This is a genomic window from Nonomuraea sp. NPDC049158, assembly GCF_040648335.1.
Lineage (GTDB): Bacteria > Actinomycetota > Actinomycetes > Streptosporangiales > Streptosporangiaceae > Nonomuraea.
Window position 1 is genome coordinate 186,265 of sequence record NZ_JBEZDM010000017.1, and the last position, 24,664, is coordinate 210,928.

Annotated in this window: 24 protein-coding genes, 1 pseudogene and 1 riboswitch; of the genes and pseudogenes, 21 read left to right on the top strand and 4 right to left on the bottom strand. The window is 71.0% G+C overall.

The window, feature by feature from the left end:
• The first annotated feature begins 132 nt into the window (after positions 1-132).
• Positions 133-948 carry a helix-turn-helix transcriptional regulator gene (locus AB0B61_RS32525; protein ID WP_358439982.1) on the top strand — a complete coding sequence of 272 codons (816 nt, stop codon included), beginning with the start codon at positions 133-135 and terminating at the stop codon, positions 946-948.
• A gap of 173 nt (positions 949-1,121) precedes the next feature.
• On the opposite strand, the gene AB0B61_RS32530 is transcribed toward AB0B61_RS32525, so the two are convergent.
• Complete coding sequence (locus AB0B61_RS32530; RefSeq protein ID WP_358439985.1) at positions 1,122-2,240, bottom strand: globin domain-containing protein; 1,119 nt, start codon at positions 2,238-2,240, stop codon at positions 1,122-1,124.
• Between the two features lie 320 nt (positions 2,241-2,560).
• Complete coding sequence (locus AB0B61_RS32535) at positions 2,561-3,055, bottom strand: CAP domain-containing protein (RefSeq protein WP_358439987.1); 495 nt, start codon at positions 3,053-3,055, stop codon at positions 2,561-2,563.
• Between the two features lie 502 nt (positions 3,056-3,557).
• On the opposite strand from AB0B61_RS32535, the gene AB0B61_RS32540 reads away from it, so the two are divergent.
• The 9 genes from AB0B61_RS32540 (at position 3,558) to AB0B61_RS32580 (ending at position 11,432) form a co-directional block, all read left to right on the top strand.
• Positions 3,558-5,153, top strand: coding sequence for an ATP-binding protein (locus tag AB0B61_RS32540; RefSeq protein WP_358439990.1), 1,596 nt, complete (start codon positions 3,558-3,560; stop codon positions 5,151-5,153).
• Between the two features lie 14 nt (positions 5,154-5,167).
• Complete coding sequence (locus tag AB0B61_RS32545) at positions 5,168-5,566, top strand: roadblock/LC7 domain-containing protein (RefSeq protein ID WP_358439993.1); 399 nt, start codon at positions 5,168-5,170, stop codon at positions 5,564-5,566.
• Positions 5,563-5,919 (top strand): DUF742 domain-containing protein, encoded by a 357-nt coding sequence (locus tag AB0B61_RS32550; RefSeq protein WP_357645267.1) that lies wholly within the window; start codon positions 5,563-5,565, stop codon positions 5,917-5,919. Before AB0B61_RS32545 ends, AB0B61_RS32550 begins: the two co-directional genes overlap by 4 nt.
• Complete coding sequence (locus AB0B61_RS32555; protein WP_358439996.1) at positions 5,897-6,493, top strand: ATP/GTP-binding protein; 597 nt, start codon at positions 5,897-5,899, stop codon at positions 6,491-6,493. The genes AB0B61_RS32550 and AB0B61_RS32555 overlap by 23 nt, the downstream gene beginning before the upstream one ends.
• Positions 6,490-7,686, top strand: a complete 1,197-nt coding sequence (locus AB0B61_RS32560) for a cytochrome P450 (RefSeq protein WP_358439998.1) — start codon at positions 6,490-6,492, stop codon at positions 7,684-7,686. The genes AB0B61_RS32555 and AB0B61_RS32560 overlap by 4 nt, the downstream gene beginning before the upstream one ends.
• Entirely contained in the window at positions 7,683-8,906 is a 1,224-nt protein-coding gene (locus AB0B61_RS32565; protein WP_358440001.1) for a cytochrome P450, read from the top strand. The genes AB0B61_RS32560 and AB0B61_RS32565 overlap by 4 nt, the downstream gene beginning before the upstream one ends.
• Before the next feature lie 127 nt (positions 8,907-9,033).
• Positions 9,034-9,720 carry a gamma-glutamyl-gamma-aminobutyrate hydrolase family protein gene (locus AB0B61_RS32570; RefSeq protein ID WP_358440004.1) on the top strand — a complete coding sequence of 229 codons (687 nt, stop codon included), beginning with the start codon at positions 9,034-9,036 and terminating at the stop codon, positions 9,718-9,720.
• A gap of 9 nt (positions 9,721-9,729) precedes the next feature.
• Positions 9,730-10,644 (top strand): alpha/beta hydrolase, encoded by a 915-nt coding sequence (locus tag AB0B61_RS32575; RefSeq protein ID WP_358440007.1) that lies wholly within the window; start codon positions 9,730-9,732, stop codon positions 10,642-10,644.
• The gene (locus AB0B61_RS32580) at positions 10,641-11,432 is read left to right on the top strand and encodes an enoyl-CoA hydratase/isomerase family protein (protein WP_358440010.1); all 792 of its coding nucleotides are present in this window, start codon (positions 10,641-10,643) and stop codon (positions 11,430-11,432) included. Before AB0B61_RS32575 ends, AB0B61_RS32580 begins: the two co-directional genes overlap by 4 nt.
• Positions 11,433-11,650: 218 nt before the next feature.
• Here the strand turns inward: AB0B61_RS32580 and AB0B61_RS32585 are convergent, their stop codons facing one another.
• On the bottom strand, positions 11,651-12,832 hold the full coding sequence (locus tag AB0B61_RS32585; RefSeq protein ID WP_358440012.1) for an acyl-CoA dehydrogenase family protein: 1,182 nt from the start codon (positions 12,830-12,832) through the stop codon (positions 11,651-11,653).
• A 26-nt stretch (positions 12,833-12,858) separates the two neighbouring features.
• Positions 12,859-13,449 (bottom strand): methyltransferase domain-containing protein, encoded by a 591-nt coding sequence (locus AB0B61_RS32590; protein ID WP_358440014.1) that lies wholly within the window; start codon positions 13,447-13,449, stop codon positions 12,859-12,861.
• A 141-nt stretch (positions 13,450-13,590) separates the two neighbouring features.
• On the opposite strand from AB0B61_RS32590, the gene AB0B61_RS32595 reads away from it, so the two are divergent.
• The 11 genes and pseudogenes from AB0B61_RS32595 to AB0B61_RS32645 form a co-directional block, all read left to right on the top strand.
• Positions 13,591-15,258, top strand: coding sequence for a histidine kinase (locus tag AB0B61_RS32595; protein ID WP_358440016.1), 1,668 nt, complete (start codon positions 13,591-13,593; stop codon positions 15,256-15,258).
• On the top strand, positions 15,255-15,977 hold the full coding sequence (locus tag AB0B61_RS32600; protein ID WP_358440018.1) for a response regulator transcription factor: 723 nt from the start codon (positions 15,255-15,257) through the stop codon (positions 15,975-15,977). Before AB0B61_RS32595 ends, AB0B61_RS32600 begins: the two co-directional genes overlap by 4 nt.
• A gap of 113 nt (positions 15,978-16,090) precedes the next feature.
• Positions 16,091-16,678 (top strand): phosphoribosylanthranilate isomerase, encoded by a 588-nt coding sequence (locus AB0B61_RS32605; RefSeq protein ID WP_358440020.1) that lies wholly within the window; start codon positions 16,091-16,093, stop codon positions 16,676-16,678.
• A 59-nt stretch (positions 16,679-16,737) separates the two neighbouring features.
• On the top strand, positions 16,738-17,547 hold the full coding sequence (locus AB0B61_RS32610) for a GNAT family N-acetyltransferase (RefSeq protein WP_358440022.1): 810 nt from the start codon (positions 16,738-16,740) through the stop codon (positions 17,545-17,547).
• Positions 17,548-17,656: 109 nt separating this feature from the next.
• Positions 17,657-18,238: a CDP-alcohol phosphatidyltransferase family protein gene (locus tag AB0B61_RS32615; RefSeq protein WP_358440024.1), complete on the top strand. Its 582-nt coding sequence runs from the start codon at positions 17,657-17,659 to the stop codon at positions 18,236-18,238.
• Between the two features lie 4 nt (positions 18,239-18,242).
• On the top strand, positions 18,243-20,747 hold the full coding sequence (locus AB0B61_RS32620; RefSeq protein ID WP_358440026.1) for a mannose-1-phosphate guanyltransferase: 2,505 nt from the start codon (positions 18,243-18,245) through the stop codon (positions 20,745-20,747).
• Positions 20,748-21,040: 293 nt separating this feature from the next.
• Positions 21,041-21,553 carry an FHA domain-containing protein gene (locus tag AB0B61_RS32625; protein ID WP_357953004.1) on the top strand — a complete coding sequence of 171 codons (513 nt, stop codon included), beginning with the start codon at positions 21,041-21,043 and terminating at the stop codon, positions 21,551-21,553.
• 58 nt (positions 21,554-21,611) lie between these two features.
• A complete protein-coding gene (locus AB0B61_RS32630; protein WP_358440027.1) occupies positions 21,612-22,274 on the top strand; it encodes a MerR family transcriptional regulator in 663 nt (220 codons plus the stop codon).
• Between the two features lie 109 nt (positions 22,275-22,383).
• Entirely contained in the window at positions 22,384-22,854 is a 471-nt protein-coding gene (locus AB0B61_RS32635) for a bifunctional nuclease family protein (protein ID WP_214634355.1), read from the top strand.
• A gap of 147 nt (positions 22,855-23,001) precedes the next feature.
• Positions 23,002-23,622, top strand: coding sequence for a MerR family transcriptional regulator (locus tag AB0B61_RS32640; protein ID WP_357953000.1), 621 nt, complete (start codon positions 23,002-23,004; stop codon positions 23,620-23,622).
• 33 nt (positions 23,623-23,655) lie between these two features.
• A riboswitch (glycine riboswitch) is annotated at positions 23,656-23,748 on the top strand.
• Positions 23,749-23,902: 154 nt separating this feature from the next.
• Positions 23,903-24,664 (top strand): annotated as a pseudogene (locus AB0B61_RS32645) (glycine dehydrogenase (aminomethyl-transferring)); the annotation flags it as partial.

Consider the following 24,664-nt stretch of genomic DNA (forward strand, 5'->3'; position numbering starts at 1 on the left):
CCCATCGCTCCCGTGTTCGCTTCCCGGCCATCGTGCCACGCCATGACCAGGAGCGCCGAGGACTGGGCGATTTGCTGCGCGATTACGTATGAGGTAATCGCCGTGCTTCCCTCCTGTCGGTAGCGTTGCCGTATGGGGTCGGTCAATGGCGCGTACGCGGTGGGGGAAGAGTCGTTCGGGGAACTGCTGCGGTCCTGGCGGCAGCGGCGGCGGGTGAGCCAGCTCGACCTGGCGATCGAGGCCGAGGTGTCGGCTCGCCACGTCAGCTTCCTGGAGACCGGGCGCGCCCGGCCGAGCCGGGAGATGGTGATGAAGCTGTCGGAGGAGCTGGAGGTGCCGCTGCGCCACCGCAACAGGCTGCTGGTCGCGGCCGGGTTCGCACCGGTCTTCCCCGAACGTGAGGTACGCGCCCCCGAGATGCAGGCCGTCCGGCAGGCGCTCGACAAGATCCTCGCCGGCCACGAGCCCTACCCCGCGCTGGTCGTGGACGCCGCCTGGAACCTGGTGGCGGCCAACTCGGCGGCCGCCCTGTTCATGGACGGAGTGCCCGCTGAGCTGCTCAAGGAGCCGGTCAACGTGATGCGGCTGTCGCTGCACCCCGACGCGATGGGTGGCCGGCTGGTCAACCTGGCGGAGGTACGCGCCCACCTGCTGCACCAGCTGCGCAGGCAGGCGGAGGCGTCGGGCTCGGGGCAGCTGGCCGAGCTGCACGACGAGCTGGCCGCCTACACCTACCCCGGCGTGGACCTGAACGTGGCGCACGTGCCGGGCCCGGCCGACCTCCTGGTGCCGCTGCGGATCAGGCACGGCACACGGATCCTGTCGATGTTCACCACGATCGCCACCTTCGGCACGCCCCTGGACGTGACGGTCGCCGAGCTCGCCATCGAGACGTTCTGGCCCAACGACGACGAAACGGCCGCCGCCTTCCAGCGGCCCGCCTCCTAGCGCGCGGCCGCGTCTGGCGCGGTGACCAGGTTCGTTGCGCGACCGTCTCCATCCGTGTGCCGGTCCGTTGTGGCTGGCGTCCTTGGGGAGGGGATACCCCCTCCGGGGGGCGGGAGGAGACGGTCCGTTGTAAGGGGCGAACGGACACCCGGGGAACGGTCGTGGTCACCGCGTTAGCGTTCTCCCTGGACGATGTCGCGGTGGATGCGGGACAGGGGGACGCCGTCGATCCGTAGCCGCCGGACCGTCTCGCTGACCATGCCGGACGGCCCGCACACGTACACCTCGTGTTCGGCCCACGAGTGGAAGCGCTGGGTGACCTCCGGCAGCCGGCCGCGCATCCCCTCGTAGCCGGCCTGGCCGGAGACCACCGGCAGGACGCGCAGCCAGGGGAAGGACGACTCCATCCGGATGAGGTCCGGCAGGTCGTACAGCTCCGCCGCCGTCCGCGCGCCGAACAGCAGGTGGATGTTGGGGCGGCGGCCCGAGGCGATGATGTGCTCGATGATCGCCTTGAGCGGCGCCAGGCCGGTGCCGCCCGCCACGCACAGCACGTCGCGCGAGCTGCGGTCGCACAGCGACATCGTGCCCATCGGCGGGCCCAGCATGATCGTGTCGCCGATGCGGGTGTCCCTGGCCAGCGTGGTGGACACCCAGCCACAGGGGACCGAGCGCACGTGCAGCGTGATCGTGTTGTCCGGGCGCGGCGCGTTGGCGATGGAGAACGTGCGCCAGACGCGCGGCCACCGCGAGACCTGCACGTTGACGTATTGGCCCGCCGTGTACGGCAGGCGCTGCGTCGGCCGCAGCGTCACGACGGCGATGTCCGGGGCGCGCAGCTCGTGGTCGATGACCTCGGCCAGCCACCACGCGGGCGAGACTCCGGAGTCGGACTCGGCCGACTCGATCATGAGGTTGGCGGCGGCGGTGTAGGCGGCCGCCCAGGCGGCCTCGATCTCCTCGTTCCAGATGTCGGCGGCGAACCGCTTGATGGTCGCGAGCAGGGCGTTGCCGACCGCGGTGTAGTGCTCCGCGATCACGCCGTACTTGCGGTGGTCCCGCCCGAGCTGGCCGAGGAAGGACGCCAGGCTGGCCGGGCTGTCCAGGCTCCACACGATGCGGGTCAGAGCGCCGAAGAGCCGGTCGCGCTGCAGGTCCATGGCCGGGGGGAACATACCCCGCAGCTGCGGACTCTCGGCGAACAACCGGCCGTAGAAGTAGGCGGCGGCCTTGTCGGCCACCGGCTCCACGACGGAGAAACTCTCCTTTACCAGGCGCGGATTCAACGACATGAAATTAACCCCACCCTTTGACCGGAATATTCTTCCGGTCGTGTCGTTACACCTCCCTGACGGCTCCGGGTAATGAGCGTGCGGCGGGCCCCGGCACGACTGCTCGCTCGAATTCGAGTCTTACACCACCTCCTGAGCGTCACAACCGTTTCGCCCCGATACAGTGCGGAGGAAAACTGTCCGTGACGATAACGTGATTTTTCGCGTTCGACGTGGGGAAGATTTCGGTCATCAAAGTGAAAGTGTGTCTTATTCGCATATGTGACTGAAGTGATCGGGTGGAGGGGGAGCCGCCGGCGGCACGGCTCCCGGGCCGGAAGTCAGGCGGGCCGTACGTTCTCCGCGAAGTGGCCGGGCTTATTGCCGGCCGCCTCGAAAACGAAGACGATGTACGTCTCGTAGAAATCCGGGCCCCGTCCGGCCACGCGTCCGGCGCCCATCCGCCGGCTCTCCCTCCACACCAGTTGGGTGAAGTGTCCGCAGTCGGCGACGTTTTCCGGGTCGGCGAAGTCGTAGCCCTTGATTTCCTCGTACCATTCGGCAACCGCTTTCCCCGCGTCGAGCGGCAGTTGTTTCGAGCCGGCGCCCCAGAAAAGGTTCTCCCCGGTGCCTTCCCGTAACCCGTCGTGCCCGGCCTCCGCGTCCGGGTATTCCGATCGCGACGCGGCGCGGGATCTGGCGTACTCGACCAGCTCCTGGTCCAGGACCAGCGGTGGGGCGTGGTGCTCGGCGCGCAGGGCATTGGCCTCGGCCAGTGCCTCGGCGAGGAAGGCGGCGCTCGTGGCGTCCGGCAGAGGGGCGCGGTGGCGGGTCACCGTCAGCACCTCGTTTGCGAGGGGCCGTACGCGAATACGTCATTGTTCGCAGGCACGCTGAGTTTCCTTCCTGTGGTCCGTCGGTGTCCTCTGGATTGTGGGCGACGGGTTTTGCCCGGACAAGGGCCATAGGGGGCCCAGATATTATGACGATGACATTTCGGGTGGTCCTTATCGGGCCTTTCCCGGCTGGATATGAAGACGCGATTCATTGACAGGATCGGCCGGAAATTGTCAGGCGCGCCGCCGCCCGTAAGCCGGACATATCCCGACAAAGCGGGATAAAATGCACCTTTGTGATATATCTGACAGGGGGCGGGGAATGGATTGACTCATTTAGTAGAGTCGGAATAATCGGATCTTGGCGGACGCGTCGCCACTGGGAGTGACGCAGAGGCAACGGACTGGAAGGGGAGATGCCGCTTGCTTCGGCAGAGGGGGTCTCCGTAGCCGCCTCCCGCTTGAGACCAGCGCATACTCCAGCCCGTTCGCGAAGGTGACCATGGCTCGTTCCCAACCCCCACCGCCCCAAGCTCCGGCACGTCGGACACCGTCACCTCAGCGGCCCGCTCCTCAGACGCCGACTGCTCAGACGCCGGCGCCCCCGGCACCGCAGACGCAGTGGCTCTGGCCGGCGGCGCTGGCCCTGCCGGTGGTCGCCGCGTGCTGCGCCTTCGCCGCCCTGCTCCTCGACAGCCGCACCGGCGTCGTCTGGGCGTGCGTCGGCGCCGCGGCGCTCTCGCTCCTCGGCCTGGCCGCCGTGGCGGCGCTGCGCCAGGCGCACCAGGAGGCCGTGCGGACGATGAGCCGCCGCGAGAGCGCCATGCACCAGCGCGAGGCCGAGTTCCAGCACCACCTCCAGCAGCGCAACACCCAGTGGAGCAAGCACGTCGCGGCCCGGTCCAAGGCGCTGCAGGAGGCGGTCAGGCACCTGGTGGACAAGCGGATCCCCGCCGTGATCGCGCAGGACGCGGTGCCCCCGCCGTACCAGAGCCAGGGGCTCGACGAGGACGCGGCCGAACTGCTGGAAGAGGTGCTCGACGCGGTCGGCGCGGCCGCCGAGCGGGACCGCGAGCGGCAGGAGTCGCTGCGGCTGGCCCTGCTGGCGCTGGCCCGGCGCGTACAGACCTCCGCCCACCGCATCCAGGAGAACGTCTCGGTGATGGCCGAGCGCCACCCCCACAACCCGGACGTGCTCGAGACCAGCATGCAGGTCGACCACGCCGCCGCCCAGCAGGGCCGCCACGCGCAGAGTCTCGCCGTGCTGTGCGGCGAGTGGCCGGGACAGCAGTGGCCCAATCCGCTCGCGCTGGTCGACGTGGTACGGGCCGCCTCCTCCAGAATCGTCGCCTACAAGCGGGTGGAGGTGTCGGGCGACCCGGACACCGCCGTCGCGGCCCACGTGGTCGAGCCGCTCATCCACCTGGTGGCCGAACTGCTCGCCAACGCCACCCAGTCCTCGCCGCCGGCGACCACGGTGCTGGTGGCGGTGCGCAACGTGCAGCGCGGCGCCGTCATCGAGATCGACGACGGCGGCGTCGGCATGGACGACCACCACCTGGAGCAGGCGCGCGAGATCGTCTCCGGGCGCCGCTCCGTCGACGTGGGCGAGGTGGGGGAGATCCCGCAGACCGGGCTCGCGGTCATCGGGCACTACGTACGCCGCCACGGGTTCCTGGCCGACCTGATGCCCTCGCCGTACGGAGGGGTGCGCGCGGTCGTCCTGGTGCCCGGCCCGGTGGTGGAGACGCTGGAGCCGGCCGAGGCGCCGCCACGAGCCCGGCCCGCGCGCCACGAGGGCCGGCCGATCGACCAGGCCCAGGACCACCCCACGCTGGACGAGCCCGTGCCGGACGAGCCGGTGCTGGATGCGCCCGCCCCCTTGGGCGAGCACGTCGCCGGGACGGTGGAGGACACGGCGGGCGGCGGCGCGCTGCCGCGCAGGCGCTCACGCCGAGGTGAGACGGGCTCCGACGCCGAGCGGCTCGCCGCGGCGGGACCGGCCGCCGAGCCGCCCGCCACCCCGGAACAGGCGGGCGAGTGGATGGCCGCCTTCTTTGACCATGACCCCGACGCAGGGGAAAACCACGAGCGATGACGAACGGGGTACCGATGCACCAAGACCAGGACTGGATGATCGCCGAGGTCGTCTGGGTCCCCGGGGTCCGCCACGTGGTCGTGCTCAGTTCCGACGGCCTGCTGAAGGCCCGCTCGGCCGGTACGGACAGGGACGTCGCCGACCGGCTGTCGGCCGCCTGCTCCGGACTGCAGTCGCTGGCCCAGAGCGTGGGGCGCGAGTTCGGCGGCGGCAACCGGGCCGTCAGGGAGCTGATGGTGGGCTTCGAGGGCGGCTTCCTGTTCGCCCGCGCCGCCGGATCCGGCTCCCATCTGGTGGTCATCACCGATCCGGTGGTCGACCCGCGGCTCATCGCGCAGCAGATGCAGGCCCAGGTCATCAAGATCGGCGAGAGGAACTTCAGCACCCCCGCACGCCGGGCCGCGCGGAAATGAGCGGCGAGTACCACGACAGCGCGGTACGTCCCTACGTGCTGACCCAGGGCCGGGCCCGCCCCACCCGCAACACCATCGGCCTCGACACCCTCCTCGTCGTGGCCGACGCCGGCAAGCCCCTGCCGCCCTCCGCCACCCGCCAGGCGCGCGACCTGCTGCGCATGTGCGGGCGGCTCCTGTCGCTGGCGGAGGCGGCGGCGCACCTGAGGCTGCCGCTGAGCGTGGCCGGGATCTTAGCCTCCGACCTGGTCGACTCCGGCCACCTCATAGCCCGCTCCCGTATCCCGGAAGCCGGGCGTCCCGACCTGACGACCCTCCAGGAGGTGCTCAATGGGCTCCGCCGGCTCAGCTGACCGCTACCTGCCCGACACCGTGCAGCAGGCGGTCAAGATCCTCGTGGTCGGCGACTTCGGCGTCGGCAAGACCACGATGATCGGCGCGGTCAGCGAGATCGAGCCGTTACGCACCGAGGAGACCATGACGCAGGCCAGCGTCGGCGTGGACGACCTGGCCGGGCTGGGGGGCAAGACCACGACCACCGTGGCCATGGACTTCGGCCGCATCACGCTCAGCCCGTACACCGCGCTCTACCTGTTCGGCACGCCCGGCCAGCGGCGCTTCTGGGACCTGTGGGCCGGCCTCGGCGAGGGCGCCGTGGGCGCGCTCGTCCTGGTCGACACCCGCCGCATCGAGGGCAGCTTCGAGGTGATCGACCAGCTCGAACTCCGCGGCGACCTGCCCTTCGCCGTCGCCGTCAACCACTTCCCCGACTCCGCCGACCACAGCGCGCAGGCGCTGCGGGAGGCCCTGGACCTGGAGCCCGGCACGCCCATCGTGAACTGCGACGCCAGGAGCCGCTCCTCCTCGGTGGACGCGCTGATCACCCTCGTCGAGCACGCGCTCGCCCTGCAGAAGGGCCCCTCATGATCCCCCTGTCCGCCACCACGACCTGCCCCGACCCGCGCGGCGTCCTGCGCGGGCTGCGCCGCGATTGGGGCGAGGTCGCCTGGGTGGAGCTGGAGCCGGGCGTCGGCGCCTGGCTGGTCATGGGCTACCAGGAGCTGCTGACCATCACCCGGCAGGAGAAGCTGTACTCGCGCGACGCCCGCAACTGGCGGCTGTTCCAGGAAGGCGTCGTGCCGCCCGACTCGGGGCTGGGGCCGATGATGTTCTGGCGGCCCAACGTGATCGGCGCCGACGGGGCCGAGCACCGCCGCCTGCGCCGTCCGATCGACGACGGGGTCGCCGCGATCGACCAGCGCCGCATGCGCCGCTCCGTCGAGACCATGTGCCGCGAGCTCATCGAGGGCTTCGCCGACCGCGGCGGCGCCGACCTGGTCGGCGACTACGCGGCCGTCGTCCCGATGCTGGCCATCGCCGGCCTGTTCGGCCTCGACACCGGCCAGGGCCACGAGCTGCTGGCGGCGTTGCGCGCCCTGTTCGGCAGCGCCGAGGACTCCCAGGCCGGCAACAAGAGGTTCGAGGAGATACTCGGCGGCCTGCTGCGGGCCAGGAAGGAGACCCCCTCCGACGACCTGACCAGCCACTTCCTGGCCCACGCCGACCTGCGCGACGAGGCCGAGGTGCTGCAGTCGATGGTGGTGATGATCTCCGCCGGGCAGGAGACGACGACCACGTGGATCGCGCAGACCTTCCGGCTCATGCTGACCGACCCGCGCTTCGCCGGCCGGGTACGCGGCGGGCGTATGGGCGTCGACGACGCGCTGGATGAGGTGCTCTGGCGCGACCCGCCCATGACGAACATGCCCGCCCGGTACGCCCTGCGCGACACCGAGCTGGGCGGCCGGCGCATCGCCCGCGGTGACGCGCTCATCCTGGGCCTGTCGGCGGCCAACGACGACCCGCGCGTCCACGGCGGCGCGACGGAGATCGAGCTGGGCAACCGCGCCCACCTGGCCTGGAGCGCCGGCCCGCACGTCTGCCCGGCCCCCGTCCCCGCCCGGCTCATCACCCGCACCGCCGTGGAGACGGCCCTGCACCTGCTGCCCGACGTACGCCTGTCCGTGGACGCCGCGGAGCTGACCCCGCACCCGTCACCGTGGACCCGCTGCCCCGCCTCGCTGCCCGTGCACTTCCGCGCGCTTGGAGACCGTTCATGATCCCTGTAGTCACCCTCGACCCCGCCGGGACCGACCATCATGGCGAGGCCGCCCGGCTGCGGGAGCTGGGCCCCGTCGTCCGCGTCGTCCTGCCGGGCGGCGTGGAGGCGTGGTCGGTCACCCATCACGCGCTGCTGGCCGACCTGCTGACCGACCGCAGGGTCAGCAAGGACTGGCACAACTGGACGGCCGTCCGTGACGGCCGCATCGCCGACGACTGGCCGCTCATCGGCATGGTCAAGGTCACCAACATGGTCACCGCCGACGGGCGGGAGCACCACCGGCTGCGCAAGTTCGTCACCCAGACGCTCACGCCGCGCCGCGTCCAGAGCATGCGGCCGCGCATCGCCGGGATCGTCGGCGGGCTGCTCGACGACCTGCCCGCGCACGCGGCCGCCGACGGGACCGTCGACCTGCGCAAGCACTTCGCCTACCCGCTGCCCATGCAGGTGATCTGCGAGCTGGTCGGGGTGCCGGAGGAGGAGCGCCCGGAGCTGCGGGAGCTGGTGGACAGCATCTTCCGCTCCACCACCCCTCCGGAAGAGGTGCTCAAGACCCAGCGCGACATCTACCTGCTGCTCGACCGGCTCGTCGCCGCGCGGCACGCCGAGCCAGGCGACGACCTGATCAGCGAGCTGATCGCCGCCCAGCGCGACGACCCGGAGCGGCTCACCGACGAGGAGCTGGTCGGCACGCTGTGGCTGATGCTCGCCGCCGGGCACGAGACCACGCTCAGCCTGATCGTCAACGGCGCCCGCGCCCTGCTCACCCACCCGGACCAGCGCGGGCTGGCGGTGGCCGGCGGCGAGGAGACCTGGTCGGCCGTGGTGGAGGAGACGCTGCGCTGGGACGCGCCCATCGGCAACTTCATGGCCCGCTACCCGCTGGAGGACATCGATATCGCCGGCGTCACCATCCCCGCCGGAGAGGCCATCCTGGCTCCGTACAGCGCGGTGGGACGCGACGGGGAGCACCACGGCCCGGACGCCGCGCGGTTCGACATCACCCGCGAGCAGCGCCGGCACCTGGCCTTCGGCGGCGGCCCCCACCTGTGCCTGGGCGCCCCGCTGGCCCGCCTGGAGGCCACCGAGGCGCTGCCCGCCCTTTTCCGCCGCTATCCGGGCCTGTCGCTGGCCGTCCCGCCCGCGGCGCTGGTCCCCGTACCGTCCCTGTTCTCCAACTCCGCGGCGGAGCTGCCGGTCCTTCTCACGGTGCCGTGAATACCCCTTATGCAGCAGGGATCTTCAGGAGAGGTGACATAACCGAAATGGTGTACGCCATGATGGGCGTGCGGCCGTCGTGATGACCGGCGGCGGCACGTACTCCACCAGGCACCCTGGAGATCGCATGTCCCGACCGCTGATCGGCATCACCGCCTACTTCGAAGCCGCCCGCTGGGGCGATTGGGTGCGGGAGGCGGTGCTGTCGCCCCCGTCCTACGCCAAGGCCGTCGAGCGCGCCGGGGGCGCCCCCGTGGTGCTGCCGCCGCTGAACCTGCACGCGATCGACGACTACGTACGAGGGCTGCGGGGCGTGGTGCTGGCCGGCGGGGTCGAGGTGGGCGGCAGTGCCTACGGCGAGGAGCAGGACGAGCGGGTGCCCGAGGCGCAGGGACACCGTGACCGGTTCGAGCTGGCCCTGGCCCGCGCCGCCGTACAGGCCGACGTGCCGATCCTGGCCATCGACCGCGGCATGCACGTGCTGAACGTCGCCCAGGGCGGCACGCTGATCCCGTGGCTGCCCGAGATGCTCGACAACGAGCGGCACGCCGAGCCGGGCACGCCGCACGTCATCCAGGTGAGCGTGTCGAGCAAGCTCGGCAAGGCGGTGGGCGACAAGGTCGAGGTGGTCGCGCCGCACACCCAGTCGGTACGCCGGCTGGGCAACGGGCTGCTGGCCGTGGCCTGGGCCGAGGACCAGATCGTCGAGGGCATCGAGCTGCAGGGCCACCGGTTCGGGGTCGGCGTGCAGTGGCACCCGGAGCGGGCCGAGGACGGACGGCTTTTCGATGCGCTCGTGGAGGCGGCCCGCTAGGCTTCGATCATGCCACTGCACCCCCAGGCGCAGGAGTTCATCGAGCGCTACATGTCCGATCCCGGCCCCGGCCCGGCCGAGATGGACCTGGCCGGGATCCAGGAGGCCCGGGCCCGGGACGACCTCGCGCTGCAGCGCGGGCCGCTCACCCACCTGCCCTTCGTCCGCGACGAGAGCGCCGAGGACGTGCCCATCCGCGTCTACCGCGCCGACCGGGGCGACGGCGCGCTGCCCGTGGTGGTCTTCTTCCACGGCGGCGGCTGGGTGGGCGGCGGCATCAAGCGCAGCGACGCGCTCGGCCGCGACCTGGCCATCCGCACCGGCGCGGTGGTCGTCTCCGTCGACTACCGGCTGGCGCCCGAGCACCCGTTCCCGGCCGCGGCCGACGACGCCTGGACCGTGGTGCGCGACATCTTCGCCCGCCCCGCCTTCTACCAGTGCGACGGCGGCGTCGCGGTGATGGGCGAGAGCTCCGGCGGCAACCTCGCCGCCGTGGCCGCCTGGCAGGCCCGCGACGCCGGGCTGCGCCTGGCTCATCAGGTGCTCGTCTACCCGGCGCTCGACGCGGCCATGGATTCCCCCAGCCACACCGAGTTCGCCACGGGCTACGGTCTCGACGCCGAGGAATTCGCCTGGTTCCTGCGCCACTACGCCGGCCAGGCCGACCCGGCGGATCCACGGCTGTCCCCGCTGCGGCTGCCGTCCTTCGCCGGGCTGGCGCCCGCGACCGTGGTGACCGCCGAATACGACGTGCTCCGCGACGACGGCGAGCGCTACGGCACGCGGCTGGCCGAGGCGGGGGTGCCCGTCGAGACGCGCAGGTTCGACGGGGCGATCCACGGCTTCTTCGGCCTGCCGGGCCTGTTCGACCAGGCCGTCGAGGCCCGCGACTACGTGGCCGACCGGCTTCGGGATGCTCTGTGACGTACCGGAGCGCGTACGAGAAGCTGAAGATCGACACGGCCGCCGACGGCGTGCTGCGGATCACGATCAGCGAGCCGCGCAGGCGCAACGCCGTCGACATGACCGGCCACCGCGAGCTGGCCGAGATCTGGCGCGACGTCGACCGCGACGACTCCGTCAGGGCGGTGGTCGTCAGGGGAGAGGGCGAGGCGTTCTCCGCCGGCGGCGACCTGTCGATGATCGAGGAGATGACTCGCGACCACGCCACCCGGCTGCGCGTGTTCGCCGAGGCCCGCGACATCGTCTACAACGTGCTCAACTGCGCCAAGCCGATCGTCTCGGCCGTCCAGGGGCCCGCGGTGGGCGCCGGGCTGGCCGTCGCCCTGCTGTCCGACATCTCCGTCGCCGGGCGCACCGCCCGCATCATCGACGGCCACACCAGGCTCGGCGTCGCGGCGGGCGATCACGCCGCGATCATCTGGCCGCTGCTGTGCGGGCTGGCCAAGGCCAAATACCACCTGCTGCTGTGCGAGCCCGTCACCGGCGCGGAGGCCGAGCGGATGGGCCTGGTGAGCCTGTGCGTCGACGACGACCAGGTGCACGACAAGGCGATGGAGATCGCCGTACGGCTCGCGGCCGGCTCCCAGGAGGCCATCCGCCTCACCAAATACTCCCTGAACAACTGGCTGCGCATGGCCGGGCCCACCTTCGACGCCTCGCTCGCCATGGAGTTCCTCGGCTTCAGCGGCCCCGACGTGGTGGAGGGTGTGCGCGCGGTGCGCGAGAAACGGTCGCCGGACTTCGGCTGACCTGCGGTTTCACCCGCGTGCCCAGGGTAGGCGTGACCGTTGGACGGTGTGGAAGGGCTGCTGCCGCACCAGCGCCGGATCGGGCCTGTCCGCCGAGGCCGAGAACGCCGCCCCGGGAGACGAAGCCGCGGCTCGCCGGACGCTGGTGCGCGTGGCAGATCGGCCACACCGTCGATCAGTCAGAAGCAGCGCGGCGGATCGGCCACACCGTCGACCGATCAGAAGCTGCGTGGCAGCCCGAGCACCTGGGTCGCGAGGTAGTTGAGCAGCAGCTCCTCCGTCACGGGCGCCACCTTCCCGATGCGGGCGTCCGTGAGCAGCCTGGCCACCGGATACTCCAGCGAGTACGCCATCCCGCCGTACGTCTGGAAGGCGGCGTCGGCCGCCTCCCACGCCGCCTGTGAGGCGGTGAGCTTGGCGATGTTGGCCTCGGTGCCGCACGGCAGACGCCGGTCGAACGACCACGCGGCCTTGTAGATCATCAGCCGGGCCAGCTCGATCTTGGCCTTGACCTGTGCCAGCGGGAACGCGATGGCCTGGTTGGCGCCGATCGGCCGGCCGAACACCTCGCGCTCCTTGGCATACCGCACCGCGACCCGCAACGCGACCTCGGCCCCGCCGAGCGCGGAGGCGGCGAGCAGGACGCGCTCGGGGTTGAGGATGTCCCACAGCACCGCCGCGCCCTGGTCGATCTGCCCCACCACGCTGGAGGCGGGCACCCGGAGGTCGTCGATGAACACCATGTTCGACGGCGTCGTGTTGGCGCCGAGCTTGGGGATCGGCTGGTAGGACAACCGCCCGGCCGCCACCGCCTCCGGCACGTTCACCAGGAACACCGTCAGCCCGTGCGTACGCGGCCTGGCCTCGGCCGCCGGGACGGTCCTGGTGACCAGCAGCATCCAGGTGGCCCGCTGCACGCCGGTGATCCAGATCTTCTGACCCTTGATCACATAGTCGTCGCCGTCGCGCCGGGCCGCCGTGGTGATCGCCAGCGAGTTGGAGCCCGCGTCCGGCTCCGTCAGCGCGAAGCACGTCTCCACCTCACCCGTGGCCAGCCGGGGCAGCAGCTCCGCCCGCTGCTCGGCCGTGCCGTGCCTGGCCAGGGTGAGAGCGCCGAACCCGGGCGTCAGCACGTACGTGAACGCCGAGCCGCCGGCCGCCCCGGAGGCGGCCAGCGTCTCCGTCGCCACCGCCAGCTCCAGCAGCCCCTGGCCGCCCCCGCCGAACTCCTCGGGCACGGCCAGCCCCAGCCACCCGCCCTTGGCCAGCTCCGCCCAGACCTCCTCCGGCCAGCGCTTGTCCGCCTCGCACCGCTGCCAGTAGTCGAGGTCATAGTGGGCGCAGATGTCGCCGATGCCGCGCTGGACGGCCAGGGCGCTTTCGGGAAGGGTGAAATCCATCACACCATCGTAGAAGTAAGTTCTGTTCAGGGTCGAGGCCGGCGGGCGTGGAACACGAACGCCGGAGGCGCGTTGCGCCACACCGTACGACCCCGCACGACCTCTTCGAACCGCTCGGCCAGCAGCGCGCGGAAGCGGCGCGCCGAGTTCAGCGGGACGGCGTGGATGTAGGAGAAGGTGGTGAACGCCCCCGCCGGGCTCAATGTCGAGGCCACCGCGCCGAGCAGCCCGCGCTGCAGGTCGTCGGGGAAGGCCGCCCAGGGCAGCCCGCTGACCACCACGTCCGCCTGCCGCAGGCCGCGCTCGCTGAGCAGGCGGCGCAGGTCGGTCGCGTCGTCGTTCGCGACGTCCACGGTGGGGAACCGCTCGGCCAGCAGCGCCGCCAGCGACTGGTTGACCTCCACGGCCAGGTGGTGGCCGCGCCCGCCCAGCCGGCGCTGGATCTCGGCGGTGAAGGGCCCCGTACCAGGGCCGAGTTCGACCACGGTCGGCTCGCCGCGTTCCGGGACCGGCGCGCAGACCGCCGCCGCGAGCCACCGTGAGCTGGGCGCGAGCGCCCCGATGGTGGCCGGAGCGCGCAGGAACTGGCCGAGGAACATTGCGGTGTCATTGGGCATACCACAAACGTAAGGGAGTTCTCGCCCCGATTTCGTCCCCCCAAGGGAGGAAGCTGCGGCCACTTGGAGGAGACCGCCTCCTCCGGCGGGAGGAGCCGCGGGCCCGCCGTCGGGTGCTCGCCACCCGGATACCGTGTCCGCATGCGATGGCGTGGTGTGCCCCTCGACCTGGTGCTCGCGGCCGCGGGGACCGCTCTCGACGTGTTGCTGTCGGCCAAGGGCGGCGGCTCCGCGCTGCTGCCGGGCAACGAGGTGATCCCGATGGCCGTGGGCGTAGGCGCGCCCATGGGCCTGGTCAGGCGCGCGCCGCTGGCGGTGAGCCTCTACCTGGCCGCCTTCCTCGTCTTCACCGACCAGGTGGGGTCCTTCACCTCCAACACCGCCCAGATGCTGCTCTGCGTCTCCGTCGGCCTGGTCGCCTACCGCTCGGGGTGGCGGCCGACCTGCCTGGCGCTGGGCGTGGCCATCGCCGCGACCGCGGTCAACCTGGCCGACCCGGGCATCGCGTTCACCTCGAACGCGTGGATGTACTCGGTGCTCGTCCCCGCCCTGCCCGTCCTCATCGGCGCCTACCTGCGCGGCCCCGCCGGGCGGCTGAAGGACGCCGACCTCACCCCGGACGTGCTGCTGGCCGGCGGCGGGGTGGCGTTCACGGTGCTGAGCACCTGGACCGAGTGGCACAGCGGCACCGCGCCGGTCTGGGTCGTGGGGCTGCTCGCGGTGCTGGGCGGGCTCTCCCTCGGCGTCGCGCGGCGCTTGCCCGGACTGGTGTTCATGTTCCAGAGCGTGCTGCTGATCGCCGCCGACCAGTATCTCAACGAGGCGGTCACCACCTGCCTGATCCTGACGCTGATCGCGCTCTGCGTGTTCGCGATGCGGATCGCCTCCTGGGCCTGGATCACCGTCACCTACGTGACCTGCACCATGCTCGCCTCCATCGCGATCGTCCAGGACTCGACCGAGGTCACCGCCTTCCGCGTCGCCGTCCTGATGGCCCTGGTGACCACGCCCGTCGCGATCGGCCGCTACCTGGGCGTACGGCAGGCGGCCGCCGAGGCCGAAGGGCTGCGGCTGCGCGAGTCGGCGCGGCTGGCGGTCGCCCAGGTACGCGCCGACCAGCTCCTCGAACGCGAGAACATCGCCCGCGAGGTGCACGACATCGTGGCCCACCACGTGGGCGCGATGGTCCTGCGCGCCGGCGCCGCCCGCTACGCCGCCCCCGAGGGGCCCGTGGCCGACGCGCTGGCCGATATCCGCGAGACGGGCCACCAGGCGCTGGAGGACCTGCGCGGGCTGCTCGACGTGCTGCGCGACCCCGGCCGCCGGCCCGACATGGCGGCCGACCCCGCGGCCCTCATACGCGAGTCCGCCGAGCGGATGACCGCCGCCGGCCTCCAGGTCGAGCTGGAACTCGACCCCGCCACCGCGTACGCGCCCCTCGTGGCCCGCGCCTCCGCGGCCCGCATCGTCCAGGAAGGTCTCACGAACGTGCTCAAGCACGCCGGTCCCGGCACTCGGGTGAGTGTCGCCGTCACCTCCGCCGGCCAAGGGCTGACCGTACACATACGCAACGGCTCCCCGCCCACCACCATCGAACGCCTGCCCTCGTCCGGCCGCGGCCTGGCCGGCATGCGCGAGCGCGTCCGCGCGCTCGGCGGCACGCTGAGCGCGGGCCTCGACCAGGACGGCGGCTGGCAGCTCACCGCGAACCTGCCCACCGCCCCGCACGCCACCGAGCCCGTTGGTGAGCGCACGGGGTGCGTCACCGACCGCTTTTTCACCGGGGGCCTCACGGGAGGTGGCGCGTGATCCGCGTGCTGGTCGCCGACGACCAGGCGCTGGTCCGCGCGGGCGTACGCATGCTCCTGCAGGTCACGGGCGACATGGAGGTCGTGGCCGAGGCCGAGGACGGCGCCGAGGCCGTACGCCTGGCCGAACTCCACCTGCCCGACGTGATCCTGATGGACCTGCGCATGCCCAGGGTCGACGGGCTGGAGGCGATCAGGCGGATCCTGGTGGCGCGGCCGGCCACCAGGATCGTCGTGCTCACCACGTTCGCCGAGGACTCCAACGTCTACGCGGCCCTGCGCGCGGGCGCCGTCGGCTTCCTGGTCAAGGACGACGAGCCAGAACGCATGATCGACGCCGTACGCAGGGCCGCGACCGGCGAGCAGCTCCTGGCCCCCTCCGTGCTGCGCCGGGTGGTCGCCCGCTTCCTGGCGGCCGAGGAGGCGGCGAGCGTACCGGTCCCCGCCCTGCTCACCGACCGGGAGCTGGAGGTGCTGGCGCTGGTCGGCACCGGCCTGTCGAACGCGGAGATCGCCGAGGAACTGAGCGTCGGCGTCACCACGGTCAAGTCCCACGTCGCCGCCGCCATGGACAAGCTGGGGCTGCGCAACCGGATCCAGGCAGCGGTCGTCGCCTACCGCACCGGCCTGGTGGACGCGGCCTTCCGCCCGGTACACCACCCCTTACGCCAGCCCCTCCGCCACTCCCGCGGCGGCCCTGCGGGTGATCCCCTGAGCTGAACCGCGCGCTGTCCGGGGGTTGCCGGGATCCCGGTCGCCGCCGTCCGCTCGGGGTCGTTCGCTCGGGGGTTACCGAGTCCCGGTCGCCGCCGTTGGCCGTTAGGGTCGACGGTGTGTACGTGAAGATCTGCGGGTTGAGCGAGCCCGAGCACGTGGCGGCCGCCGTCGAGGCGGGCGCCGACGCCATCGGGTTCGTGCTGACCAGAAGCCCTCGTCAGGTGACCCCGGAGCGGGCCGCCGAGCTGGCCGCGGCGGTCCCCGCCCACGTCCTCACCGTCGGCGTGTTCCGCGGTGAGAGCCCCGAGGCCGTCCGCGCCGCCACGCTCGCCTCCGGAGTGCGCGGCGTCCAGCTGCACGGCCGGCATCCGCACGGCGACTTCACCGCGTTGAAGGATCTCGGCCATACCCTGGTCAGGGCCGTCGACGCCGAGGCCGACCTGCGCTGCGGCGCCTACGACGAGGACCTGCTCATCGTCGACGCGCCCCGCCCCGGCTCCGGCGAGCCCTGGGACTGGGCGGCGGTACGCGGCCGCCCCTCGGGGCGCTGGCTGCTCGCGGGCGGCCTCGACCCGTCCAACGTCGCCCAGGCCGTCGCCGCCGCGGCGCCGTGGGGCGTGGACGTGTCCAGCGGGGTCGAGGTGGCGCCCGGCGTGAAGGACACCGACCTCATCAGACGCTTCATCGCGGCGGCCCGCCCATGACCGGCGGTTTCGGCGGCGCGGATGCCGGGCCTCAGGATGCCTTCACCAGAAATGGCGCGTTGACGCCCGACTCCGTGCGCAGTGCGGCCTTCGTGCCCGACTCCGCGCGCAGTGCGGCCTTCGCGCACGACTTCGCCCGTAGTGTCGCCTTCACGCACGACTTCACCCGGCGGAAGGCGGGGCGGACCGTCGAGGTGCCCGGCGGGTTCGCCGTGCTCAACGACCGCTACCCCGGCTCGTACGACGACAACAAGCTCGTCATCTGGTCCGGCGACGATCCCGGCGCGGCGCTGAAGGCGGCCGACCAGGTGCTCGCCGGGTACGCCCACCGGCTGGTCAACGTCGACGACGACCGCCTGGGCCGGGCGTACGCGCCCGCCTTCGAGGCCGCGGGCTACACCCACGAGACCAACCTGGTCATGGTCTTCCGCGGCACGTTCCCGCACGACGCGGCACCCGTGGAGCACCTCGACCTGCCCGCGCTGCTGCCCACCCTCCGGGTCGGCTGGCGCGAGACGCTGCCCGAGGCCACCACCGACGTGATCGACCAGCTCGCCAGGCGCGTGGAGGAGCGGCTGCGCGGCGCCGACACGGTCGGCTTCCGCGGCGTACGGACGGAGGACGGCGAACTCGCCGCCCGGGCCGACATCTACCGGAACGGCGCCGTCACGGAGATCGAGAACCTCTACACGGGGGACCGCCACCGAGGCCGGGGTCACGCCCGCACGTTGATGAGGGCGCTGCTCGCCGAGGCGGCCGGCAGCGAGCTGGTGTTCCTGCTGGCCGACGCCGCCGACTGGCCCAAGGACTTCTACGACCGGCTCGGCTTCGAGCCGGTAGGCCACACCCACAGCTTCCTCCGCACCTGACCGACCGCTGACCGACGAACAGGCCCGCGCACATCACGATCAGGACGTTCCTCTTCATCCGCTATGCCTACCCCGCTGCGGAGAAAGGCGACGCAGTAGGGTCGGCAGCGTGAGCGAAACTTCCGCCGAGGATCGGATCTGGACGGTTCCGAACCTGCTGAGCTTCCTGCGCCTGCTCGGCGTTCCTGTCTTCCTCTGGCTGGTATTGGGACCGAAGGCGGATGCCTGGGCGATCCTCGTGCTCGCGGTCGCCGGCTTCACCGACTGGCTGGACGGCAAGATCGCTCGCGCCTTCAACCAGATGAGCAGGCTCGGCCGGATCATCGACCCGGCGGCCGACAAGCTCTATGTCTTCGCCACGATCCTGGCGCTGCTGGTGCGCGACGTCATTCCGTGGTGGCTGGTGGCGATCATCTTGGGTCGCGACCTGTTCGTCGCGTGTTTCATTCCCGTACTTCGGAAGAGCGGTTACAAGGCACTTCAGGTGCATTTCCTGGGCAAAGCCGCCATGTTCAACCTGATGTACGCCTTCCCTCTGCTCTTCCTTGCCTCCCACACTGGGTGGTATGCCGATATAGCACGAATTGTCGGGTGGGCCTTTGCGCTCTGGGGAACGGGCCTGTACTGGTGGTCGGGGGTGCTGTATGGGGTACAGGTACGACGGCTCGTAACCGCGACCAAGGAGGAGTGATCGGGTGAAGGCGGTCGTCATGGCGGGTGGAGAGGGCACTCGGCTGCGTCCGATGACGGCCAACCAGCCCAAGCCCCTGCTGCCCGTGGTCAACCGCCCGATCATGGAGCACGTGTTGCGGCTGCTCAAACGGCACAGCATCACCGAGACCGTGGTCACCCTCCAGTTCCTGGCCGCGCTCGTGCGCAACTACTTCGGCGACGGCGACGAACTCGGCATGAGCCTGCAATACGCCACCGAAGACGTTCCGCTGGGCACGGCGGGCAGCGTGAAGAACGCCGCGGCCCGCCTGCGCGACGACCGATTCCTGGTGATCTCCGGCGACGCCCTGACCGATATCGATTTGTCGGATATGGTCCGTTTTCACCGTGAAAATTCGGCGCTTGTCACTATCGGGTTGAAACGGGTGCCCAACCCCCTCGAGTTCGGCATCGTGATCGTCGACGAGGGCAACCGGGTCCAGCGCTTCCTGGAGAAGCCCACCTGGGGACAGGTCTTCTCCGACACCGTCAACACCGGCATCTACATCATGGAACCCGAGGTCCTCGACGCGGTCGCCTCGGGGGAGCCCGTCGACTGGTCGGCAGACGTCTTCCCCACCCTGCTGGAGCGCGGCGCCCCCATCTTCGGCTACGTCGCCGAGGGCTACTGGGAGGACGTCGGCACCCACGACAGCTACCTCAAGGCCCAGGCCGACGCCCTGTCCGGCCGGGTCGCCGTGGACATCGGCGGCTTCGAGGTCTCGCCGGGCGTCTGGGTGGCCGAGTCGGCCTCGGTCGACCCCGACGCGGTGCTCAAGGGCCCGCTGCTGGTCGGCGCGTACTCCAAGGTCGAGGGCGGCGCCGAGCTGCGCGAGTACACGGTGCTCGGCAACAACACGGTCGTGCGCGAAGGCGCCTTCCTGCACCGGGCGGTCGTCCACGACAACGTCTACCTGGGCCCCGGCAGCCACCTGCGCGGCTGCGTGATCGGCAAGAGCACCGACGTGATGGCCGGGGCCCGCATCGAGGAGAACGCCGTCATCGGCGACGAGTGCGTCATCGAGCCCGAGGCGTACGTCTCCAGCGGCGTCAAGGTCTACCCGTTCAAGACCATCGAGGCCGGCGCCGTCGTCAACACCAGCGTCATCTGGGAGTCGCGCGGCCAGCGCAGCCTGTTCGGCCCCCGCGGCGTCAGCGGCCTGGTCAACGTGGAGATCACCCCCGAGCTGTGCGTACGGCTGGCCAGCGCGTACGCCACCACCCTGAAGAAGGGCGAGCACGTCGTCACCTCGCGCGACTCCTCGCTGGCCGCCAGGGCGCTGAAGCGGGCGGTGATCGGCGCGCTGAACGCCAGCGCCATCAACGTCCTGGACCTGGAGGCCGCGCCGCTGCCGGTGGCCCGCTTCCACACGGCCAGGGAGTCGGCCGCGGGCGGCATCGCGCTGCGCACCACCGCGGGCGACCCGCAGAGCATCGACATCGTCATCATGGACGACCGCGGCGCCGACCTGCCCCCGGCCGCCCAGCGCAAGCTGGAGCGCGTCTTCTCCCGCCAGGAGTTCCGGCGCGCCTTCCCCGGCGAGATCGCCGAGCTCCGCTTTCCCGCCAGGGCGGTCGAGGACTACGCGTACGAGCTGCTGCGCTGCGTCGACATGACCGGCATCAGGGACATGAAGGTCGTCGTCGACTGCGCCGGGGGGACCTCCGCGCTGGTCCTGCCCACGCTGCTCGGCCGGGTCGGCGTCGACGTGCTCACCGTGAACGCCCGCCTGGACGACATCTCGCCCACGGAGACGTTCGCCGAGCGCCGCAGGGACCTGCAGCGCCTGTCGGAGCTCGTGAGCTCCTCCAGAGCGGCCTTCGGGGTGCGGTTCGACCCCGTGGGGGAGCGCATCGCGCTGGTGGACGAGATGGGCCAGCTGATCGGCGAGGAGCGGGCCCTGCTCGTCGTGCTCGACCTGATCGCCGCCGAGCGCAGGACCGGCCGGGTGGCGCTGCCCGTCACCACCACCAGGGTCGCCGAGCAGGTCTGCCGTTTCCACGGCGTACAGGTGCGGTGGACCTCCACGGCGGTCGACGCGCTCACCTCGGCCGCGGTGGACGAGGACATGATCTTCGCGGGTGACGGCAGGGGCGGCTTCGTGGTGCCCGAGTTCGGCCCGGCGATCGACGGGGTGGCGGCGTTCATGCGGCTGCTCGGCCTGGTCGCCCGCACCCGGCTCTCGCTCAGCCAGATCGACGCGCGCATCCCCGAGGCCAAGCTGCTCAAGCGTACGGTGCCGACTCCGTGGGCGGCCAAGGGCGCCGTCATGCGCTCGGTCATCGAGGCGGCCGAGGCCGAGCCCGACGGCTGCCGCGTCGACACCACCGACGGGGTGCGGGTGGCCGCCGCGGACGGGAGCTGGGTGCTGATCCTGCCCGCCGCCACCGAGCCGGTCACCGATCTGTGGGCCGAGGCCGCCGACGTGGACACCGCCCAGTCGCTCCTGGAGCACTGGGCCCGCGTGGTCGAGGAGGCGGCTTCCTGACCCTCGGAGCTGAAATTTGTCCGGCAATCCGCATGAAACCATCACGCAGAGTGACACTGGCGGATCGGTGGCGGCGGAACGTACAAGATCGTAATGTAGAAACGCGCGGCGGCATGGACCTTGGGGCTCGGGCGGCGGTAACTTTGTCACCGTCCGAACCCGTCGTCCAGCGCCCCGCCTTGACCTTTGCCGCTGATCAGCGTAAGTTGCGGCATTCGCAAACTTGAAGAGCGAAGCGAGGCGCGCCCAGATCCCCGTTGCCGCGTCTTCGCGGTAGGAGGCCGAGCCGATCGATGCCGAGCGTCTACTGCACGCAGTGCGGGCACGCCAACCCCGAGGATGCCCGTTTCTGTTCCCGTTGTGGGTCACCGCTGACCAGAACCGAGGTCGCCGGGGACACCACATCGACGATCTCTGTCGCGGGAATCGAGGCGTACGAGGCTGAGACCGGTGACATGCTCCTCGCCGAGCGCGCGCTGGTGGAGCAGCTGCCGCCTGGCACGGCGTTGCTCACCGTGACCAGGGGGCCCAACGCCGGGAGCCGTTTCCGCCTCGACAAGGAGCTCACCACCACGGGGCGCCATCCCGAGAGCGACATCTTCCTGGACGACATCACCGTCTCCCGGCGGCACGTGGAGTTCTACCGCCTTCGCGGCGGCCAGTTCTCCGTGCGCGACGTGGGCAGCCTCAACGGCACCTACGTCAACAGGGAGCGCATCGAGGAGGTGCCGCTGCACTCCGGTGACGAGGTGCAGATCGGCAAGTTCCGCCTCGTCTTCCTGATGCGGACCGCCGCCGGCGCATGAGCGAGCGCAGCGAGCGACCGATAGTCACAGCATTCATGCGGCTCACGGAGGAAGCCGCATGAGCGCGCAGGCGGCACGCTCGCACATGAGCATCGGGGAGGTGCTCGCCATGCTCCAGGGCGAGTTCCCCGATGTGTCGATCTCCAAGATCCGCTTCTTGGAGGGCGAGGGGCTCATCGAGCCCGAGCGCAGCCCGTCGGGCTACCGCAAGTTCACCCACCTGCACGTCGAGCAGCTCCGCTACATCCTCACCGAGCAGCGCGACCACTACCTGCCGCTGCGGGTGATCAAGGACAAGATGGCCGAGCACTTCGGCCGCCCGCGTGCCGTGAGCGACCGGCCGGAGACGCGGGAGGTGCGGCTGAGCCGCGCCGAGCTGCTGGAGGCGGCCGGGCTCGACGAGGACACCCTCGCCGAGCTCGAGGACTACGGGCTGCTCGCGGCGACGGCCAGGCGCTACGACGAGGAGGCGCTCAACGTGGCGCGCAGCGTCGGCGCCCTGGCCCGGTTCGGCCTGCACGCCCGGCATCTGCGCGCGGTCAAGGCCGCGGCCGAACGCGAGTGCGGTCTGGTGGAGCAGACGGTCGCGCCCATACTCAAACGCCGGGCCCCAGGGGCCATCGGAGAGGCCGACGAGGCCGCCAGGGAGCTGTCAGCGTTGCTGCTCGACCTGCACGCCGCTCTGGTGCGTACGGGCGTGCGAACCGTTCTAGGCCGATGACCGGACCAGCGGGACATACAAGGCCCCTCGGGTGTTACGTTGAAATGCAGAAGCGGACCGGCTCAATAGCTGTGCCGGGGTCGCCGACCAGTCGAATATGGAGCAGCCCGTGTTGCAGATGGAGGTCGTGGGCGTCCGCGTAGAGATGCCCACAAATCAGCCGATCGTCTTGCTCAAGGAGGCACACGGGGAGAGGTTCCTGCCGATTTGGATTGGGATGACCGAAGCCACGGCCATCGCTCTGGCCCAAGCGGAGGAGCCTCCAGCCCGGCCACTCACGCACGACCTGTTCAGGGACGTGCTGAGCGCTCTTGGCGTGGGCCTGCGCGCGGTCAACATCGTCGCCCTGCGTGACGGTATCTTCTTCGCCGACCTGGTGTTCTCCAACGGCGTCGAGGTGAGCGCGCGGCCCTCCGACTCGATCGCGCTCGCCTTGCGCACCGGAGCACGAATCTTCGCCAGTGAGGAGGTCGTCCAGGAGGCCGGGGTGATCATCCCCGACGACCAAGAGGACGAGGTGGAGAAGTTCAGGGAGTTCCTTGACACGATCACCCCCGAAGACTTTGGCCGGGCGGGGTAGGTATTTCAGTGCATTTACGCTTCACGACGCGCCGAGCGGGATCGTTGACTGCGCATGGTCACGGTCCTACGGTGCAAGTGAAACCCATGGCCGCCTTTTACGAACCCCCAGATCAGGCCATGGGATGAGAGAAAGCCGGAGGTCCGCGTGGCGGTCAGCAGCGGCGAGGGAAAGACGGCCGGCCAGGAAGATCCGGTGCGGCGTGAGAGTGCGCGGCAGCGTGCCGGAGAGCAGGGCCTGCTCTTCGACGAGCAGCCCACGACACTGCCGAGTGACATCGGATACCGCGGCCCGACGGCGTGCGCGGCGGCCGGCATCACCTACCGGCAGCTCGACTACTGGGCGCGCACGGAGCTGGTCCAGCCGACGATAAGAGCCGCGCATGGCTCGGGCTCCCAACGGCTCTACAGCTTCCGCGACATCCTGGTGCTCAAGGTCGTCAAGCGGCTCCTCGACACCGGAGTCTCCCTCCAGCAGATTCGTACGGCCGTACAACACCTGCGTGACCGCGGGGTCGGCGACCTCGCGCAGATCACGCTCATGAGCGACGGCGTCAGCGTCTACGAGTGCACCTCGGCCGACGAGGTGATCGATCTGCTCCAGGGCGGCCAGGGCGTGTTCGGCATCGCGCTCGGCCGGGTCTGGCGTGAGGTCGAGGGCTCCCTCGCGGAGCTGCCGGGGGAAAGAGCGGCGGTCGAGGACAGCGTCCCGGCCGACCACCCCGCTGACGAGCTGGCCCAGCGGCGACGGGCGCGCCGCATAGGGTAGCAATACGGTAGTAACCTTAGAGCGCAAGGCTGACGACCCCCTGCGGGAGAGTCCCGGGCTGGTCCCGGGGCGCCGAAGGAGCAACCCTCCCCGGAATCTCTCAGGCACCCGTACCGCTCGGGGTAGGCAACTCTGGAAAGCAGGCACGCCCGCCAGGCGCGCCTCACCGACGGTGCAAGCCCTCATGGGGTGAAGCTCTCAGGTCGCCATGACAGAGGGGGAGATCCGGCACTCGCCCGCGCCCAGGCGCCGGTCTCCATAGCCCTCGGGAGGCACCTCCATGACCGATCTGTCAGCTCCGCCGTTCTCGACCCGGCACATCGGCCCGTCCGAATCCGAGCAGCAGCGCATGCTCGAGGCCGTGGGATTCGAGTCCGTGGCCGACCTGGTGGCGGTGGCCGTCCCCGAGTCCATCAGGATCAAGGACCGGCTCTCGCTGCCCGCCGCGGCCAGTGAGACCGAGGTCATCGCCGAACTGCGGGCCATCGCGGACCGCAACCGGGTGCTCACCTCGATGATCGGCCTGGGCTACCACGACACGATCACCCCGGCGGTGATCCGCCGCAACCTGCTGGAGAACCCGGGCTGGTACACCGCCTACACCCCCTACCAGCCGGAGATCTCGCAGGGCCGCCTGGAGGCGCTGCTCAACTTCCAGACCGTCGTCTCCGACCTGACCGGGCTCGCCGTCGCCGGCGCCTCCCTGCTCGACGAGAGCACGGCCGCCGCCGAGGCGATGACGCTGGCCAGGCGCGCGGGCAAGTCCAAGAGCGACGTGTTCGTCGTCGACGCCGACGCGCTGCCCCAGACCAAGGCGGTGCTGGCCACCCGCGCCGAGCCGCTGGGCATCACGCTGGTCGAGGACACGCTCGACGGCGATCTGCCCGAATGCTTCGGCGTGCTCATCCAGTACCCGGGCGCCTCCGGCCGGCTGCGCGACTTCCGCGCCGTGGCCGAGCGGGCGCACACCGCGGGCGCGCTGGTCGTGGCCGCCGCCGACCTGCTCGCCCTGACCCTGGTCACCGCGCCGGGCGAGCTCGGC

What these genes read in the sequence shown, in the direction of transcription:
- AB0B61_RS32630 (WP_358440027.1), top strand. Translation starts at nt 21,612, where the DNA reads ATGAGCGCGCAGGCGGCACGCTCGCACATGAGCATCGGGGAGGTGCTC.
- AB0B61_RS32585 (WP_358440012.1), bottom strand. Translation starts at nt 12,832, where the DNA reads ATGGATTTCACCCTTCCCGAAAGCGCCCTGGCCGTCCAGCGCGGCATC.
- AB0B61_RS32530 (WP_358439985.1), bottom strand. Translation starts at nt 2,240, where the DNA reads ATGTCGTTGAATCCGCGCCTGGTAAAGGAGAGTTTCTCCGTCGTGGAG.
- AB0B61_RS32590 (WP_358440014.1), bottom strand. Translation starts at nt 13,449, where the DNA reads ATGCCCAATGACACCGCAATGTTCCTCGGCCAGTTCCTGCGCGCTCCG.
- AB0B61_RS32570 (WP_358440004.1), top strand. Translation starts at nt 9,034, where the DNA reads ATGTCCCGACCGCTGATCGGCATCACCGCCTACTTCGAAGCCGCCCGC.
- AB0B61_RS32575 (WP_358440007.1), top strand. Translation starts at nt 9,730, where the DNA reads ATGCCACTGCACCCCCAGGCGCAGGAGTTCATCGAGCGCTACATGTCC.
- AB0B61_RS32560 (WP_358439998.1), top strand. Translation starts at nt 6,490, where the DNA reads ATGATCCCCCTGTCCGCCACCACGACCTGCCCCGACCCGCGCGGCGTC.
- AB0B61_RS32545 (WP_358439993.1), top strand. Translation starts at nt 5,168, where the DNA reads ATGCACCAAGACCAGGACTGGATGATCGCCGAGGTCGTCTGGGTCCCC.
- AB0B61_RS32625 (WP_357953004.1), top strand. Translation starts at nt 21,041, where the DNA reads ATGCCGAGCGTCTACTGCACGCAGTGCGGGCACGCCAACCCCGAGGAT.
- AB0B61_RS32540 (WP_358439990.1), top strand. Translation starts at nt 3,558, where the DNA reads ATGGCTCGTTCCCAACCCCCACCGCCCCAAGCTCCGGCACGTCGGACA.
- AB0B61_RS32555 (WP_358439996.1), top strand. Translation starts at nt 5,897, where the DNA reads ATGGGCTCCGCCGGCTCAGCTGACCGCTACCTGCCCGACACCGTGCAG.
- AB0B61_RS32525 (WP_358439982.1), top strand. Translation starts at nt 133, where the DNA reads ATGGGGTCGGTCAATGGCGCGTACGCGGTGGGGGAAGAGTCGTTCGGG.
- AB0B61_RS32550 (WP_357645267.1), top strand. Translation starts at nt 5,563, where the DNA reads ATGAGCGGCGAGTACCACGACAGCGCGGTACGTCCCTACGTGCTGACC.
- AB0B61_RS32595 (WP_358440016.1), top strand. Translation starts at nt 13,591, where the DNA reads ATGCGATGGCGTGGTGTGCCCCTCGACCTGGTGCTCGCGGCCGCGGGG.
- AB0B61_RS32565 (WP_358440001.1), top strand. Translation starts at nt 7,683, where the DNA reads ATGATCCCTGTAGTCACCCTCGACCCCGCCGGGACCGACCATCATGGC.